The sequence below is a fragment of the Streptacidiphilus sp. MAP12-33 genome (genome assembly GCF_041261265.1).
GTDB lineage: Bacteria > Actinomycetota > Actinomycetes > Streptomycetales > Streptomycetaceae > Streptacidiphilus.
The window spans coordinates 1-16,862 of the sequence record NZ_JBGCCA010000042.1 but is presented as its reverse complement, the minus strand read 5'-3'; the positions used below and the strand labels follow the sequence as shown (position 1 = coordinate 16,862).

At 72.8% G+C, this 16,862-nt stretch carries 13 protein-coding genes and 2 pseudogenes; 6 read left to right on the top strand and 9 right to left on the bottom strand.

The window, feature by feature from the left end:
- Positions 1 to 148: 148 nt before the first annotated feature.
- From ABH931_RS33165 to ABH931_RS33145, 5 genes and pseudogenes are all read right to left on the bottom strand, one after another.
- Positions 149 to 343 (bottom strand): annotated as a pseudogene (locus ABH931_RS33165) (SAM-dependent methyltransferase); the annotation flags it as partial.
- Between the two features lie 66 nt (positions 344 to 409).
- Positions 410 to 2,113: a methylmalonyl-CoA mutase gene (locus ABH931_RS33160; RefSeq protein ID WP_370121772.1), complete on the bottom strand. Its 1,704-nt coding sequence runs from the start codon at positions 2,111 to 2,113 to the stop codon at positions 410 to 412.
- A 153-nt stretch (positions 2,114 to 2,266) separates the two neighbouring features.
- Complete coding sequence (locus tag ABH931_RS33155; protein ID WP_370121769.1) at positions 2,267 to 2,617, bottom strand: DUF3817 domain-containing protein; 351 nt, start codon at positions 2,615 to 2,617, stop codon at positions 2,267 to 2,269.
- A 34-nt stretch (positions 2,618 to 2,651) separates the two neighbouring features.
- The gene (locus ABH931_RS33150; protein ID WP_370121766.1) at positions 2,652 to 3,188 is read right to left on the bottom strand and encodes a MarR family winged helix-turn-helix transcriptional regulator; all 537 of its coding nucleotides are present in this window, start codon (positions 3,186 to 3,188) and stop codon (positions 2,652 to 2,654) included.
- A gap of 43 nt (positions 3,189 to 3,231) precedes the next feature.
- Positions 3,232 to 3,540, bottom strand: coding sequence for a DUF3817 domain-containing protein (locus tag ABH931_RS33145; RefSeq protein WP_370121763.1), 309 nt, complete (start codon positions 3,538 to 3,540; stop codon positions 3,232 to 3,234).
- A 105-nt stretch (positions 3,541 to 3,645) separates the two neighbouring features.
- Here ABH931_RS33145 and ABH931_RS33140 point away from each other — a divergent pair.
- Positions 3,646 to 4,395, top strand: a pseudogene (locus ABH931_RS33140) (DUF2127 domain-containing protein); the annotation flags it as partial.
- Positions 4,396 to 4,588: 193 nt separating this feature from the next.
- Entirely contained in the window at positions 4,589 to 5,107 is a 519-nt protein-coding gene (locus tag ABH931_RS33135; RefSeq protein WP_370121760.1) for a MarR family winged helix-turn-helix transcriptional regulator, read from the top strand.
- A 12-nt stretch (positions 5,108 to 5,119) separates the two neighbouring features.
- Here the strand turns inward: ABH931_RS33135 and ABH931_RS33130 are convergent, their stop codons facing one another.
- The gene (locus tag ABH931_RS33130; protein WP_370121757.1) at positions 5,120 to 5,929 is read right to left on the bottom strand and encodes an MBL fold metallo-hydrolase; all 810 of its coding nucleotides are present in this window, start codon (positions 5,927 to 5,929) and stop codon (positions 5,120 to 5,122) included.
- Between the two features lie 209 nt (positions 5,930 to 6,138).
- Between ABH931_RS33130 and ABH931_RS33125 the strand changes: the two genes are divergently transcribed.
- Positions 6,139 to 6,279 (top strand): hypothetical protein, encoded by a 141-nt coding sequence (locus ABH931_RS33125; protein ID WP_370121754.1) that lies wholly within the window; start codon positions 6,139 to 6,141, stop codon positions 6,277 to 6,279.
- On the opposite strand, the gene ABH931_RS33120 is transcribed toward ABH931_RS33125, so the two are convergent.
- The 3 genes from ABH931_RS33120 to ABH931_RS33110 form a co-directional block, all read right to left on the bottom strand.
- Complete coding sequence (locus tag ABH931_RS33120) at positions 6,251 to 7,162, bottom strand: MBL fold metallo-hydrolase (protein ID WP_370121752.1); 912 nt, start codon at positions 7,160 to 7,162, stop codon at positions 6,251 to 6,253. The genes ABH931_RS33125 and ABH931_RS33120 overlap by 29 nt on opposite strands.
- On the bottom strand, positions 7,159 to 8,112 hold the full coding sequence (gene meaB / locus ABH931_RS33115) for a methylmalonyl Co-A mutase-associated GTPase MeaB (protein ID WP_370121749.1): 954 nt from the start codon (positions 8,110 to 8,112) through the stop codon (positions 7,159 to 7,161). Before meaB ends, ABH931_RS33120 begins: the two co-directional genes overlap by 4 nt.
- A gap of 275 nt (positions 8,113 to 8,387) precedes the next feature.
- Positions 8,388 to 9,599 (bottom strand): acetyl-CoA C-acetyltransferase, encoded by a 1,212-nt coding sequence (locus ABH931_RS33110; protein WP_370121746.1) that lies wholly within the window; start codon positions 9,597 to 9,599, stop codon positions 8,388 to 8,390.
- Positions 9,600 to 9,828: 229 nt separating this feature from the next.
- Here ABH931_RS33110 and mce point away from each other — a divergent pair, with 229 nt between their 5' ends.
- From mce to ABH931_RS33095, 3 genes are all read left to right on the top strand, one after another.
- Positions 9,829 to 10,266 (top strand): methylmalonyl-CoA epimerase, encoded by a 438-nt coding sequence (gene mce, locus ABH931_RS33105; protein ID WP_370121743.1) that lies wholly within the window; start codon positions 9,829 to 9,831, stop codon positions 10,264 to 10,266.
- A gap of 284 nt (positions 10,267 to 10,550) precedes the next feature.
- Positions 10,551 to 15,623 (top strand): hypothetical protein, encoded by a 5,073-nt coding sequence (locus tag ABH931_RS33100; RefSeq protein WP_370121740.1) that lies wholly within the window; start codon positions 10,551 to 10,553, stop codon positions 15,621 to 15,623.
- A 123-nt stretch (positions 15,624 to 15,746) separates the two neighbouring features.
- Positions 15,747 to 16,682: a cellulose-binding protein gene (locus tag ABH931_RS33095; RefSeq protein WP_370121737.1), complete on the top strand. Its 936-nt coding sequence runs from the start codon at positions 15,747 to 15,749 to the stop codon at positions 16,680 to 16,682.
- Positions 16,683 to 16,862: the final 180 nt, after the last annotated feature.

Here is a 16,862-nt window from a genome sequence, read left to right as displayed (position 1 = left end):
TCCACCGTGAACGTGCGAGGCCCTGTCCCGTGTACGGGTCCCTGATGCTGACCGGCCCTCCGGCATCGACGCCTTTGGCGCGCCAGTGCTCGGGATGCCGCAGTTGTGGGTCGTCCCCGGCCTGACGGCCGACGGGCCGGCCTGAACCTCAGCGGCGCAGAAGCGCCGCCCACAGGAAGGGCACCCCGAAGAGCGGCGAGTCGGGTCCCTCCTCCCGCATCCGGCGCAGCTCCACCTCGGTCAGGCCGGAGAAGATCCGACGCAACGCCTCGGGGGTGCAGGCGAGGCCGCCCTCCAGGTCGCCCGTGCGGTAGAGCTCCGCGTCGGACACCTCCGAGCCCATGGCGCGAATCGCGCAAGGGCCCGGGACGCCGCCGTCGCGGTGTTCCGGGCCCGGGGGCGAGAGCGGTCAGAAGCCGGCCGGCTCCACGTAGACGCCCCACTCGTCGCGCAGCACGTTGCAGATCTCGCCGAGGGTCGCCTCCGCGCGGACCGCGTCCAGCATCGGGGGGACCATGTTCGCGCCCGAGCGGGCGGCGGCGAGCATGGCGTCGAGACCGGCCTTGACCGCGGCCTCGTCGCGGGCGGACTTGCGCTCCGCGAGGACGCGGACCTGCTCGCGCTCGACCTCGTGGCTGACCCGGAGGATCTCCAGCGGCGGGGTGACCGAACCGGTCGCGGTGTTGACGCCGACGACGCGCTTGTCGCCCTTCTCCAGGGCGACCTGGTACTGGAAGGCCGCGTCCGCGCTCTCGCCGGTGAAGTAGCCGTTCTCGATGCCGCGCAGGATGCCGGAGGTCATCGGGCCGATCGGGTGCTCCTTACCCGCACCCACCGCCGCCGCACCCATGTCCATGATCTTGCTGAAGATCGCCTCGGCCTGGGCCTCGATCCGGTCGGTCAGCGCCTCGACATACCAGGAACCACCCAGCGGGTCGGCGACGTTGGCGACGCCGGTCTCCTCCATCAGCACCTGCTGCGTGCGCAGCGCGATCTCCGCCGCCTGCTCGCTCGGCAGCGCGAGGGTCTCGTCCAGGGCGTTGGTGTGCAGCGAGTTGGTGCCGCCCAGCACCGCCGAGAGGGCCTCGACGGCCGTGCGGACCACGTTGTTGTACGGCTGCTGCGCGGTGAGCGAGACGCCCGCCGTCTGCGTGTGGAAGCGCAGCCACTGCGCCTTCTCGGTCTTGGCCCCGTAGACGTCACGCAGGCGCTTGGCCCAGATCCGGCGCGCGGCACGGAACTTGGCGATCTCCTCGAAGAAGTCCAGGTGCGCGTCGAAGAAGAAGGAGAGCCCCGGCGCGAAGACGTCGACGTCGAGGCCGCGCGACAGGCCGAGCTCGACGTAGGCGAAACCGTCCGCGAGGGTGAACGCCAGCTCCTGCGCGGCTGTCGCGCCCGCCTCGCGGATGTGGTAGCCGGAGACCGAAAGGGGCTTGTACGCCGGGATGTTGGCGGCGCAGTACTCCATCAGGTCGCCGATCAGGCGCAGGTGGGGCTCAGGAGCGAAGAGCCACTCCTTCTGCGCGATGTACTCCTTGAAGATGTCCGTCTGCAGCGTGCCGTTGAGCACGCCCGGGTCGACGCCCTGGCGCTCGGCGGCGACGAGGTACATGCAGAAGACCGGGACCGCCGGGCCGGAGATGGTCATCGACGTGGTGACGTCCGCCAGCGGCAGGTCGCGGAAGAGCACCTCCATGTCGGCGGCGGAGTCGATGGCGACACCGCAGTGGCCGACCTCGCCGAGCGAACGCTCGTCGTCGGAGTCGCGGCCCATCAGCGTCGGCATGTCGAAGGCGACGGAGAGGCCGCCGCCGCCCGCGTCGAGGATCATCCGGTAGCGCTCGTTGGTCTGCTCGGCGTTGCCGAAGCCCGCGAACTGGCGGATGGTCCAGGTGCGGCCGCGGTAGCCGGTGGGGTAGAGGCCGCGGGTGTAGGGGAACTCGCCGGGCCAGCCGATGCGCTCGAAGCCGGGGTAGGTGGTGCCGGCGGGCGGACCGTACGCGGGCTCGACCTCGTCACCGGACAGCGTGGTGAAGTCCGCGTCGCGCTTGCGGGCGCGGTCGTAACGCTGCTGCCACCGCTCCCGGGCGGCATCGGTCTGCTGTGCGTCCATCGGTGGTGGCCCTCGCCCTCGGCAGAATACGAAAATACTCGGACGTCCTAGTACTTCAATTTACTCGGATGCCCGAGCGCCTGTCGATGGAGACATGCAGCACAGCGCCCCACGGTCCGGTGAACCGTGGGGCGCGGGCGAAAGCGAGGAGGATCAGGCGCCGACCAGTTGCTCCTGCTCCTGGGCGGCCAGCTGGGCCTTCATCTCGCGCACGACGCGGCGCTCGACGAAGAAGACGGCGGTCGGGATGGTGCCGGCCAGAACCGTCCAGACGATCTTGCCCATCGGCCACTCGAGCTTCATGCCGAGGATGAAGGCGACGACGACATAGGCCATGTAGAGCCAGCCGTGCAGGGTGCCGACGATCATCACCGGCGTCCGCGAGCCGTTGAGGAGGTAGGCGTTGACGCACGCGAGGCAGAGCAGGACCAGGCCCACGCCGGTCACGTACGCCAGCGCACGGTAGGCCGTGAGCAGAGAGGAGGCGGGGTTGGACTTGTTCATAGTCATCGAGAGTAGACCGGCAAAAGTCGATCTCTCACACCGCCCCGGACTCCTGGGCCTCCTGGCGGTCCTCGAAGTCGCCGGCCGCTATCCGCAGCGGCCGCAGCATCTCGAACAGCTGCTTGCAGCCCTCGGCGTCGTAGCCGGTCAGGCCGAAGTCCATGGCCATCAGGTCCTGGGTGGCCGCCTCGACCACCTCACGGCCCTTGGGCGTGATCGCGGCGAGGACACCACGGCCGTCCAGCGGGTTCGGGCGCCGGGTGACCAGACCGGCCGCCTCCAGGCGGTCGACGGTGTTGGTCACGCTGGTGGGGTGCACCATGAGCCGCTGGCCGATCTTGGACAGCGGCAGCTCGCCGGCCTGGCTGAAGGTGAGCAGCACCAGCGCCTCGTACCGGGCGAAGGTCAGCTTGTACGGCTTGACGATCGCGTCGACCTGCGCGAGCAGGATCTGCTGGGCCCGCATCACCGAGGTGATCGCCGCCATGGACGGCACCGCGCCCCAGCGCCGCGCCCACAGTTCGTCGGCGCGTTCGATGGGATCGAAGGAGAGGCTCAGCGGCTTCGGCACGCTGACACGTTACCGCTAGGTCAGCACGGTGCGACCGGCCGTCTCACGCCATGGCGGGGGCGGTCTCCCGCTCCTCGCGGGCGAGGATGCGCTCGGCGAAGAAGCCGCCGGTCGGCAGGACCGAAAGGATCATGATCCAGGCGAAGCGCTTGAAGTCCCAGCCCTGCTCGCGCCAGGCCATCAGCGCGAAGACCGCGTACAGGACGAAGAGGATGCCGTGCACCATGCCCATCACCGGCACCGCGTTGAAGCTGGTGGTGCGCTTCAGGACGGAGCAGACGAGCAGCAGGAGGAAGGAGACGCCCTCCGGCATGGACACCAGACGCAGGCGGTGGATGGCGGTGGTCTTCACGTCGAACCTTCGAACCTCTCGGGAATGTCGCAATCTCGCGCCAAGCGCGTCCGTTCAGTATGACCGACCCGCTTTTCGGACGTTCAGCCGGATATTCTCCCGCCCATGACGAGGGACTGGGACCGCCGGCACTGCGCCCGCAAGGGGCACACCACCTACGCACCGACCGAGCCGGAGCTGCGCGAGCGGCTGCGGGTCGAGACGGCGGTGGGCGAGGCCTGGCGCTGCCTGCGCTGCGGGGACTTCGCGGTCGGCGAGGCGCACGGCACCGGCCCGGCGGCGGACGCCCCGACCGTCCCGCGCGGCAAGGCGCTGCGCGACCTGTTCATCCTGCGCTTCCTGGCCGTGGAGCGGCTGGTGCGCGGGGTGTTCATCATCCTGGTGGCCTGGGCGGTGTGGAAGTTCAGCAACAGCCAGACCTCGGTGCAGCAGCTGTTCAACGACAACCTGACGCTCTTCCGTCCGATCGCGCAGCACTTCCACTACGACCTGGACCACTCGCCGATAGTCGACACCATCCAGAAGACGTTCCAGTACAAGCACAGCACCCTGCTGATCACCGCGGGCGCGCTGGTCGCCTACGCGCTGATCGAGATCGTCGAGGCCTTCGGACTGTGGGCGGCCAAGCGCTGGGCGGAGTACCTGACGGTGGTGGCCACGGCGGCGTTCCTGCCGCTGGAGATCATGGAGCTGACGCACAAGGTCAGCGGCTTCAAGATCGGCACGTTGGCCCTGAACGTGCTGGCCGTCCTCTACATCCTGCTGGCCAAGCGGCTCTTCGGTCTGCGCGGCGGCGCGAAGGCCTTCGAGGCGGAGCGGCACGGCGCCTCGCTGCTGGAGATCGAGACGGCGGCGCACCAGGCCTCGCTCAAGGCCCGGGAGGCGGGGCTCGCGGCGGCGATGGCGAACGCCCACCAGAACGTCCACCAGAGCGTCCACCAGAACGCGCCACTCGATCGGGTGGCGCCGCAGCGGGACGAGGCCCTGGATGGGCCTTCGGCGATCGTTGAATAGTACAATTTTCAACTAAACGACGTATCATCGGGCTATGGACACCACCACAGCCCCGTCCGTCCTTCCCCCGTCCCACCCGGACCCCCAGGAGGACGCCCCGTGGCTCACCGCGGAGGAGCAGCGTCTGTGGCGAGCCCATCTGGAGGTCAGCCGGCTCCTGATGTACCAACTGGAGCGCGAGCTGCAACCCTACGGGCTCTCGATGAACGACTACACCATCCTGGTCGAGCTCTCCGAGGCTCCGCAACGGCGGATGCGGATGACCGACCTGGCGGTCGCCACGCTGCAGTCCAAGAGCCGCCTCTCCCACCAGATCACCCGGATGGAGGCCGCGGGCCTGGTCACCCGCGACACCTGCCCGGGCGACCGCCGCGGCCTGTTCGCGGTGCTGACCGACCGCGGCTGGGACACCATGCGCCACGTCGCCCCGCGCCACGTCCGCAAGGTGCGTGAGCACTTCATCGACCGTTTCGACGAGGACCAGATCTCCTCGATCTACGAGGCCCTCGCCCCGATCGCGGACCACCTGCGCGAGCTGCGCGGACGCGGCTGACCCGGCTCGGCCTCACGGACGACCCGCGGGCTCGAATCCGGCCAGCATCTGCTCCAGCGCGGCCTGGTCCGGGCCGACGAACGGCGCGAGCCCGGCCACGGCGCCGAGCGTGTCGATCATCTGTCCGGTGATGCCGGAAGCCGGGGGCAGATGGGTCGACAGCACGAGCTCGGGCGCGCGCTCCCGCAACAGCTGCCAGCTGCGCTCGAACCGCTCCGCGTCGACGTTCTCGACCCACGGACTGTCCACGCTCGCCCAGAAGACCTGGAGGTCGCTCAGGCCCCGCGGAGCGAGGTCGCGCGCGTCTGGGCCCTGTGCGAGCTCCGCGCTCGGCAGCGGGCCGCCGAAACAGTCGGAGCTGAAGCAGACCCCGGTGCGGTCGTCGAAGAACCCGACCGTCGCCGGGTTGTCGAACAGCGGCGGCCGGAAGCCGGTGAGGGTCCGGTCCCCGACGTCCAGCGACTGCCCGGGGTTGAGCAGGTAGATCCGGTCCATCGGCAGCGGGTGCTCGGTGGACATGATCCCGGCCCCGGCGAAGGTGGTCACCACCCGCGCCCGCGGCGCGGCGTCCAGCAGGGCGAAGATCCCGCCCGTGTGGTCGCGGTCGGGGTGTGTCAGCCAGATCCACCGCACGTCGGCGGGGTCGAGCACGGCACTGAGCGTCCGCAGGAAATCCCGGTCCGGCAGCCCGAGGCCGGTGTCGACGACGACGGGCTGGGCGGCCTGGAGGACGAACGCGTTGACGGGGATGTGGCCGATCCCCGGCACTTCGAGGCTGTCACTGAGGACACTGACATCGGGGTGGACGCGGTGCACGGGCATGGGTGGGCGCTCCCTCGGCTGGGACTCCGGTTCGGAGGATCGCTCGCGGCCGCTGCCCCCATCGTAGGCGCGCTCCGTGCGGCTCAGGTCCGGAGGGCTCAGGTGCGGAAGACCGGCCGGCAGATCTCCGTGCGCCAACGGCTCTCGTCCGGGGTCTCCCCGCAGTCGACGAGATAGCTCTCCCGCATCGGCCCGGCCACGGCGAGGGCGTGCCGGGCGACGTGGGCGGCGAGCGCGCCCGCCCGGACGAGACGACCGCCTGGGCGGCGCGGGCCTTCCTGCTGCTCGCCGAGGACGGCCGGATCCGTGAGGACTACCACCTCACCGTGCAGGCGCTGACCGACGCCTGAGCGGCGCGAGCACCTTGTGCGCCAGGCCCTTGGCCAGCAGGCGGTACATGTCGCGCTTGCGCGGCTCGTTGTACACGACGAAGTCGTCGAACCGGTGCACGCCGCGGCGGCCGGCGACGGCGCGGGCCGCGTCGCGGACGACCGTGAGCTGGGCGGGCGTCATCTGCGGCGCCCGCTCGTCCGGCTGGTACCGCGCCCCGATCGGGTACTCGCGCCCCGGGGCGCGGCCCATCTCGACGTGGCACCCGATCACGTGCGTCACCGCGTGCCCGGACGCGAAGTCGACCATCCGGTCCAGGGTGGCCAGGAAGGCCGGGTAGTCGAAGGCGTACAGGCGCCCGGGCAGGACCGTGTCGCCGGTCAGCAGGAAGCCCGTGGCCGGGTCGAACACCGTGACCGCCGAGGCATGGTGGCCGGGCGAGCCGAGCAGCGTCAGCTCCCGCCCGCCGAGGTCGAACAAGGCGGTGCCGGTGGGCCAGTCCTCCCCGAAGCCGAAGAACTCCCGCACCGCCTCGACCTCGCGGGCGACGACGGTGGTGTCCGGCCGGTCCGCGAACTGGGCGTCGGCGGCCACGTGGTCGCCGTGGCCGTGGGTGTGCGCCACGACGAGCTCGTACCCCTCGCGGGGGTGCGCGGCGAGCCACTCGGCGACCAGTCCGTCGACGGTCTCCCGCAGCGGGAACCGTGCCGGGTCCTCGGTGGCGCCGGTGTCGAGCAGCAGGGCACGGTCCGCGCCGAACAGCAGGAACATGAACGGCGCCTCGTAGTTGAGCCGCTTGCTCTGCCGCAGGATCACGGTCCCGGCGTCGTAGTGGTGCACCTGGATCCGCGGCTCCCCCGGCGTGCCGTGGTTCCAGGCGACGTCCAGCATCGCGCCGGTCATGAGGTGACAGCCGCGATCAGGTCGTCCGCCGCCGTGTAGGGGTCCAGCTCACCTTCGGCGACCTTCTGGGCCAGCGCGGCGAGGTGCTTGTCGCCGTGCACGTCGGCGAAACGCTCGCGCAGGGCGGTCACCGCGATGGTCTCGACCTCCTGCGCGGCCCGGCGCAGGCGGCGCGCGGCGAGCTCGCCGTGCTCGGACATCCAGGCGTGGTGCTTTTCCAGCGCCTCGACGACCTCGTCGACGCCCTCGTGCTTGGCCGCGACCGTCTTCACGATCGGCGGACGCCAGTCCCCGGCGCCCCGGGCCTCGCCCAGGCCCAGCATGTGGTTGAGCTCGCGGGCGGTCGCGTCCGCGCCGTCCCGGTCGGCCTTGTTGACGACGTAGACGTCGCCGATCTCCAGGATGCCCGCCTTGGCCGCCTGGATGCCGTCGCCCATGCCCGGCGCGAGCAGCACGATCGTGGTGTCCGCCTGGGCCGCGATCTCGACCTCGGACTGACCGACCCCGACGGTCTCGACCAGGATCACCTCGCACCCGGCGGCATCCAGCACGCGGATCGCCTGCGGCGCGGACCAGGCCAGACCACCGAGGTGGCCACGGGTGGCCATGGACCGGATGAAGACCTCCGGGTCCGTCGCGTGCTCCTGCATGCGGACGCGGTCCCCGAGGAGGGCTCCGCCGGAGAACGGCGAGGAGGGGTCGACGGCCAGCACCCCCACCCGCTTGCCCAGCCGCCGGTACGCGGTGACGAGCGCGGAGGTGGACGTCGACTTCCCCACCCCCGGCGAGCCGGTCAGCCCCACGACGTAGGCGCGCCCCGTCAGCGGCGCGAGCGCGGCCATGACCTCCCGCAGTTGCGGGCTGGCGCCCTCGACCAGCGAGATCAGCCGCGCGACGGCACGCGGCCGCCCTTCACGGGCCTGCGCGACGAGAGTGGGGACGTCGATCATCGTGCGGAGCTCCAGAAATGATCCGAGATGCAGTTGCACTGTCCAGGGGCGCGGGGCGGCACCGACTATGCGGCTCCGCCGCGCGGGCGCGAGCGGACGGCCGTGCTCCCGCAGATGGTTGCACTGTCCAGGGGCGCGGGGCCGCACCGATATGCGGCTCCGCCGCGCGGGTGCGACCAGCCACCCACGCAGATGACCCGCCGAACGAGCAGAGCCATCCGCAGTGGGTGGTTGTTCGCGCAGCTCCCCGCGCCCCGTCAGGCCCTACGGGCCTTTCAGGCCTTCGGGACGCGGATGACGAGGGCGTCGCCCTGGCCGCCGCCGCCGCAGAGCGCGGCCGCGCCGACGCCGCCGCCGCGGCGCTGGAGCTCCAGCGCCAGGGTGAGCACCACGCGGGCGCCGGACATCCCGATCGGGTGACCCAGCGCGATCGCGCCGCCGTTGACGTTCACCTTGTCGAGGGAAATCCCCAGGTCCTTCACCGACTGCACGGCGACGGCCGCGAACGCCTCGTTGATCTCGACCAGGTCGAGGTCCTCGACGCCGATGCCCTCCTTGGACAGCGCGTGCTGGATCGCGTTGGACGGCTGCGATTGCAGCGAGTTGTCCGGGCCCGCCACGTTGCCGTGCGCGCCGATCTCGGCGATCCAGGTCAGGCCCAGCTCCTCGGCCTTGGCCTTGCTCATCACGACCACCGCGGCCGCGCCGTCGGAGATCTGCGAGGAGGTGCCGGCCGTGATCGTGCCGTCCTTGGTGAAGGCGGGACGCAGCTTGCCCAGGGACTCCACCGTGGTGTCCGCCCGGACGCCCTCGTCCACGGAGAACAGCACCGGCTCACCCTTGCGCTGCGGGATCTCGACGGGGACGATCTCGGCCTCGAAGACGCCGTTCTTCTGCGCGGCCGCGGCCAGCTGGTGCGAGCGCGCGGCGATCTCGTCCTGCTCGGGGCGCTGGATGCCGAGGCGGGTGTTGTGGGTCTCCGTCGACTCGCCCATCGGGATGCCGTCGAAAGCGTCGGTGAGGCCGTCGTAGGCCATCGCGTCGAGCATCTCGATCGCGCCGTACTTGAAGCCCTCGCGGGACTTCGGCAGCAGGTGCGGGGCGTTGGTCATCGACTCCTGGCCACCGGCCACGACGACGTCGAACTCGCCCGCGCGGATCAGCTGGTCGGCCAGCGCGATCGCGTCCAGGCCGGAGAGGCAGACCTTGTTGATGGTCAGCGCCGGGACGTTCATCGGGATGCCGGCCTTGACCGCGGCCTGGCGGGCGGGGATCTGGCCGGCGCCGGCCTGCAGCACCTGGCCCATGATCACGTACTGGACCTGGTCCCCGGTGATGCCGGCGCGCTCCAGCGCAGCCTTGATCGCGACGCCGCCGAGGTCGGCGCCGGAGAACCCCTTGAGCGAGCCGAGCAGGCGGCCCATGGGAGTGCGGGCGCCCGCGACGATCACGGATGTGGTGGCGCGGCTTGCCGTGTTGCTGCTCATGGTGGTCGAGCCCCTTTGCTGCGACGGAACTGGCAGGCGACGGTGTGCCACGGCACCGAGTGCCAGTCGGGAGTTTTCCGCTCAATGTACTGACCGCCCGTGGGGTCGTCACCCGGCACACGGTGTGATCACGGGCACGGTCACCACGGGTTTCGTCCGGACCCGAGTTGCGCTCTATTGGAAGGAGCGTAGATACGCCTACCTTCATTCCCCCAGGAGGGACCTCCCCGTGCTGACGCGCATCGACCACATCGGCATCGCCTGCTTCGACCTGGACAAGACGGTCGAGTTCTACCGCGCGACCTACGGCTTCGAGGTCTTCCACAGCGAGGTCAACGAGGAGCAGGGCGTCCGCGAGGCCATGCTGAAGATCAACGAGACCTCTGACGGCGGCGCGAGCTACCTGCAGCTGCTGGAGCCCACCCGAGAGGACTCCGCCGTCGGCAAGTGGCTGGCCAAGAACGGCGAGGGCGTCCACCACATCGCCTTCGGCACCGCGGACGTGGACGGCGACGCCGCGGACATCCGTGGCAAGGGTGTCCGGGTTCTCTACGACGAGCCGCGTATCGGCTCCATGGGCTCCCGCATCACCTTCCTGCACCCCAAGGACTGCCACGGCGTGCTCACCGAGCTGGTCACCTCGGCCTCCCAGCCGACCCACGAGTAACTCGCGAGTAGCAAGCCGCCGGACACCGAAAGCAAGAAAAACCACCGGACCCCCCTGCACGCACCCCCGATGACGTGAGAAAATGCGCCGGTGCCACGGCCCGGTAGCCGGGGGGTGCGGGTGGGGTGCGCGAGACACCGAGTGGCCCACTCTTCCCCACGATCTGCCACCATTCTCCGTAAGGCATAGGGTTCACCAAGGAGCTCACCCGGACGGCGGAGCGGGATACACCCGAACCGCGCACGGTGTGGCGACGCGATCATGGAGACGGATGGGACCGCGGAGTGCGGGGCAACGACGGCTACGAGGTTGACGATCACCTCGCCAAGTTCGAGGCCGACATGGAGCGGCTTCGCAAGGAGCGCGAGAAGGCCGTCACACACGCCGAGGACCTCGCCTACCAGGTCGAGGTCCTCCGCGCCAAGCTGCACGAATCACGTCGGCAGCTTGCGCAGCCGCGCGCCTTCGACTCCGTGGCCGGGCAGGCCGAGCAGATCCTGCGCAACGCCGAGGCGCAGGCCGAGCAGCTGCGGCAGGAGGCCGAGCGCACCCGGATGGAGGCGCAGAACGCCACCGCCCGGCTGATGCAGGAGGCCGCCGAGCGTTCCGCCCGGCTCCAGGCCGAGTGGCAGGCCGAGGCCGAGGCCCGGCGCCGCCAGCTGGAGGCCGAGCTCGCCGAGCTGCGCCGCAGCGCGCAGCAGCACGTCAACGAGAACGTCTCCTGGGCCGAGCAGGCCCGCGCCGGCACCGAGCAGCAGGCCCGCCAGATCCTCGAGGAGGCCCGCGCCGAGGCCGAGCGGATGATGGGCGTCGCCCGCGCCGAGGCCATGGCCGTCTCCGAGGCCGCCACCTCCCAGGTGGCCGCCGACGTCGAGTCCACCCGCTACGAGGCCGACGCGGTGCTCCAGCGCGCCCGCACCGAGGCCGAGCGGCTGCTGCACGCCGCCGCCGCGCAGGCCCAGGACGCCACCGAGCGCGCCGACCGGGTCCGCGCCGACGCCGGTGTCGAGGCCGACGAGCGCCTCGCCGCCGCCCAGGCCGAGATCCAGCGCCTGCGCGACCAGGCCGCCGCCCTGCGCGGCGAGGCCGAGGGGCTGCGCGGCGAGGCCGAGGCCCGCCTGGCCGGGGTCGAGGCCGCCGGCGTGCAGCGCACCGAGACCGCCAAGGCCGAGATCGCCCGCATGGTCGCCGTCGCGACCAAGGAAGCCGACGAGCTCAAGGTCGAGGCCCAGCGCCTGCTGGAGGAGGCCCGCGCCGAGATCGAGCGGCTCAAGGCCGAGGCCCTGGAGTCCGCCCGCACCGAGGGCGCCGCCACCGCCACCGTCCACCTCGCCAAGGCGGCCCGCACCGCCGAGGAGGTCGTCTCCCGCGCCACCGCCGACGCCGAGACGGTCCGGCAGAACGCCGCCGAGGAGGCCGAGCGGATCCAGACCGAGGCCAGGGCCGAGGTCCAGCTGCTGCGCGAGCAGGCCAGGTCCGCCGCCGAGCAGGCCCAGGGCATGGCCCTTGACGAGATCGCCGCCCACCAGGACGCCGCCGCCCAGCTGCGCGCCCAGGCCGAGCAGCTGCGCGCCGAGACCGCCGTCGAGGTCGAGCGGACCCTCGGTGAGGCGCGCCGCCAGGCCATAGGACAGATCGAGGAGTCCGCCCGCAGCGCCGAGGAGCTGCTGGTCAAGGCGAAGGCCGACGCCGACGAGCTGCGCGGCGGTGCCGCCGAGGAGGTCGCCGCCACCAAGGCGCGCGCCGCCGAGGACGCCCGCGAGATGCAGGGCCGCGCCGAGCAGGTGCTGACCCGCGCCAAGACCGAGGCCGAGCGCATCCGCGGCGAGGCCGAGGGTGTCCGCGACGCCGAGGCCGCCAAGGGCTCCGCCAGGGCCGAGGAGATCGTCGCCGCCGCACAGGCCGCCGCCGACGAGACTCACGCGACCACGCTCGCCGCCGTCGAGGAGCTGCACGCCCAGGCCACCGCCGAGGCCGAGCGTGTCCAGGCCGAAGCCCGGCAGGAGCGCGAGCAGATCCTGGCCGCCAGCGAGCAGCTGGCCGGCGAGCGCGCCCGGCAGGCGGCCGCCGACGCCGAGAAGGCCGCCGAGGACGCCCGCGCCGCCGCCGAGCTGCGCGAGCGCACCGCCGTCGAGGTCGCCGAGTCCCGCGCCCAGGCCGAGAACGAGTTGGCCCGGATGCGCGCCGACCTCGACTCCGAGATCGAGCGCCTGCGCGCCGAGGCCCAGGAGTCGGTCGCCGGGGACGTCGCCGCCGCCAAGGCCAAGACGGAGTCCGCCGAGGCCGACGCCGAGCAGATCCGGGCCAAGGCCCGCGAGGCCGCCGCCCAGGACCTGGAGGACGCCAAGACCCTGCGCGAGCAGGCCGCCGCGTCCGTCGCCGAGGCCGAGGCCGACGCGGAGCGGATCCGCGAGGCCGCCCGCGACCTGGAGGCCGACCTGGTCAGCCGCCGGGAGGCGGCCGAGGCCGAGGCCGAGCGTCAGGCCGAGCAGGCCCGCGAGGCCGCCGAGCGCCAGGCGAGCGAGCTCGCCGACAAGCGGCTCTCCACGCTGGTCGCCGCCAAGGCCGACGCGGACCTGATCCGCGGCCGCGCCCAGGAGGCCGCCGAGGAGGCCGAGCAGGCCCGCGCCCAGCAGCTCGCCGAGGACGCCGAACAGCGCGAGTCGCTGCTCGCCGAGGCGCAGGCTGCCGCCGAGCAGCTCCGCCTCGCGGTCGAGCAGCAGGACGCCGAAGCCAGGCAGCAGCGCGAGACCCTGCTCGCCGAGGTCCGGGCCGAGGCCGAGCGGGTTCGTCTCGCCGTCGAGCAGCACGAGGCAGAAGCCGCGCAGCAGCGCGAGACGCTGCTCGCCGAGGCCCGGGCGGCGGCCGAGCAGTTGGCCGCCGAGACCCAGGCGGGCGCCGAGCAGGTCCGGCTCAAACTGGAGCAGCACGAGGCCGAGGCCGCGCAGCAGCGCGAGACCCTGCACGCCGAGGCGCGCGCCGCCGCCGAGCAGGCCGAGCAGGCCCGCGTCCAGCACGCCGCCGACCTGGCCGACCTGCGCGCCCAGGCCGAACGCGAGCACGCCGAGCAGCGCGAGTCGATCGTCGCCGCGGCCCACGCCGAGGCCGACCGGGTCCGCGCCGAGGGCCGCGAGCACGCCGCCCAGGACATCGCCGACGCGAAGGCCTCGCGCGAGTCCGCCGCCAAGCAGCTCACCGACACCGAGACCGCCGTCGCCGAACTGCGCGAGGAGGCCGCCACGGTCCTCGCCGACGCCGAGGCCAAGGCCACCGCCGACCGGGAGGCGCTGGAGGCGGAGTTCGCCGAGCTGCGCGCCGAGGCCGACCGGGTCGCCGCACAGATCCGCGAGGCCGCCCAGGCCGCCGCCGAGGAACTGCACGCGCGTGCCCGCCGTGACTACGACGAGGCCGGGGGCGAGCTGGCCCGGATCCGCGCCGAGGCCGACGCCGCGATCGAGGCCGAGCGCGCGGCGATGATGGAGCAGCGCACCGTCGCCGACGCGCGCACCGCCGAGATCATCGCCCAGGCCGAGCAGGACGCCGCCCAGCACGCCGCCGACCTGGCCGCGCTGCGCGCCGAGACCGAGCACGAGCTGGCCGACCGCCGCGACCAGGTGCTGGCCGAGGCCCACTCCGAGGCCGACCGGGTCCGCGAGGAGGCCCGTGCGGCCGCCGCCGCCGACCTGGCCGACGCCAAGGGTTCGCGCGAGTCCGCCGCCAGGGCGCTGACCGACACCGAGACCGCCGTCGCCGAACTGCGCGAGGAGGCCGCCAAGGTCCTCGCCGACGCCGAGGCCAAGGCCGCCGCCGACCGCGCGCTCTTCGACGCCGAGCTGACCGAACTGCGCACCGAGGCCGAGCTGGCCGCGGGCGAGACCCGCGACGGCGCCGAGCGCGAGGCACAGCAGGTGCGCCAGCTGGCCACCACCGAGGCCGCGCGGCTGCGCGCCGAGGCCGCCGAGGACCGCGAGCGGGTCACCTCAGAGCTCGCCGCGCTGCGCGCGGAGGCCGCCGAGGCCTTCGCCGAGGAGCGGGCGAGGATCGAGGCCGCACGCGAGGAGAACGAGCGCGACGCCGCGAGCCGGATCGCCGCTGCGGAGGACGAGGCCGCCGAGGTCCGCCAGTCCGTGGCCGGCCTCTACGAGCAGGCCGAGGCACAGAACACGCAGACCCGCGCCGACGCCGAGCGCGAGGCCGCGCAGATCCGCGAGCTGGCCACCACCGAGGCCGCCCGGCTGCGCGCCGAGGCCGAGCAACTGCGCGAGCAGGCCGAGCAGGAGTCCCAGCGCCTGCGCGCCGAGGCCGAGGAGCTGCGCGCCAGGGCCGCCGAGGACGCCACCCGCGCCCTCGCGGAGGCGCAGGAGCTGGCCGAGTCCGTCACCGCCGACGCCGAGACCGCCGCGCTGGCCACCACGGCCGCCGCCGAGGAGCAGGCCGACGCGATGGTCTCGGCCGCCCGCAAGGAGGCCGAGCGGATCGCCGCCGAGGGTGCGGCCGAGGGCAGCACGCTGGTCGAGCAGGCCCGTCGCGACGCCGACACCATGCTGGTCGAGGCCCGCGGCGACGCCACGCAGATCCGCGAGCGCGCCGAGGAGCTGCGCGAGCGCACCCACGCCGACATCGAGGCACTGCACGAGCGGGCCCGCAAGGAGTCCGCGGAGGCGCTGCGCTCGGCCGGCGAGCGGGTCGACAAGCTGATCTCCGAGACCAACGACCAGCTCGACGGGATGCGGGCCGAGGCCGAGCGCGAGCTCGCCGTGGCCACGGAGAAGGCCGCCGAGCTGCAGGCCGAGGCGTCCGCCGAGGCCAGCAAGGTCCGCATCGCCGCCGTCCGGAAGGCGGAGGGCCTGCTCAAGGAGGCCGAGGCGCGCAAGGCCGACGCCGACGCCGCGCTGGAGGCCGCCCGCGAGGAGGCCGAGCAGCAGCGGTCCGCCGCCGCGGCGGCCGCCGAGAAGACCCGTCAGGACGCGATCGAGGCGGGCGAGTCGGAGCGCGACCGGGCGCGCGCCGAGGCCGAGCAGACCGTCGAGGAGGCACGGACCGAGGCCAAGCGGATCACCGACGAGGGCCGCAGGGAGCTCGACGAGCTGGTCAACCGGCGCAAGGACATCAACACCGAGATCGCCCGCGTGCAGGACGTACTCCAGGCCCTCGAGGCCTTCGAGGCGCCCGGCGGAGCGGGAAAGCCCAACGGGGGGACGGGCGGCGCCGGCAACGGCACGGCCGGTGGGGCGAGCAGGGCCAACGGGGACAGCAACAACAGGCCGGGTGGCGGCCGCGGCGGAGCCCCAGCGGGCGTCGGCGCGGGGGCCACTCGTCCGGGTGGCAAACGCGGTGGCACGCAACCACCCGATTGAGCGGTCATTCTCCACTCTTCATCGGCTTTACGCCGATGACACTCCGAATCCGTGTCAGGATTCGCCCTATCACCTCACCTCAACCATCCGACTCTCCGGGCATACGACAGGAACTCCACCCCTATGAGCGACACACACTCTCCGCACGGCTTCGACGTTGTGCGCCGCGGGTACGAGCGGGCTCAGGTCGACGAGCGCATCGGCAAGCTGGTCGCTGACCGCGACGGCGCCCTCAACCGGATCGGTGCGCTGGAGAAGCGCATCGAGGAGCTGCACCTCGAGACGCAGACGGCGCAGGCCCAGATCACGGACGCCGAGCCGTCCTACGCGGGTCTCGGCGCGCGCGTCGAGAAGATCCTGCGGCTGGCCGAGGAGGAGGCCAAGGACCTGCGTGAGGAGGCCCGCCGCGCCGCCGAGCAGCACCGCGAGCTGGCCGAGGCAGCCGCCCAGCAGGTCCGCAGCGAGGCCGACGGCTACGCCAAGGACCGCAAGGCGAAGTCCGAGGAGGAGGGGCTGCGCATCGTCGACAAGGCGAAGAGCGACTCCACCCAGCTCCGCGCCGAGGCGGCGAAGGACGCGCAGAACAAGCGCGAGGAGGCGGACGCCCTCTTCGAGGAGACCCGCGCCAAGGCGGCCCAGGCCGCGGCCGACTTCGAGACCAACCTGGCCAAGCGCCGCGAGCAGTCCGAGCGTGACCTGGCCGCGCGTCAGGCCAAGGCCGAGAAGCGCCTCGCCGAGATCGAGCACCGCGCCGAGCAGCTCCGCCTGGAGGCTGAGAAGCTCCGCACCGACGCCGAGCGTCGCGCGCGTCAGACGGTCGAGACCGCCCAGCGCCAGGCCGAGGACATCGTCGCCGACGCCAACGCGAAGGCGGACCGCGTCCGCAGCGAGAGCGAGCGCGAGCTCGCGGCGCTGACGAACCGTCGCGACAGCATCAACGCCCAGCTCACCAACGTCCGCGAGATGCTCGCCACCCTCACGGGCGCGGCGGTCGCGGCGGCTGCCGCCCCGGACGACGACGTCATGGGCCGCGGCGTCCCGGCCCAGCAGAGCCGCTGACGCTTCAGCTTCGCTCCCCCAGGTCGTTGCACTGTGCCAGGGGCGCGGGGGGGGGGGGGGGGCCGGGCCCCCCCCCCCCCCCCCGGGGGGGGGCGGGGGGGGGCCCCCCCCCCCCCCGGGGGGGGGGGGGGCGCCCGGGCCCCCCCCCCCCCCCCCCGCGGCCCGGGGGCCAAACACCCG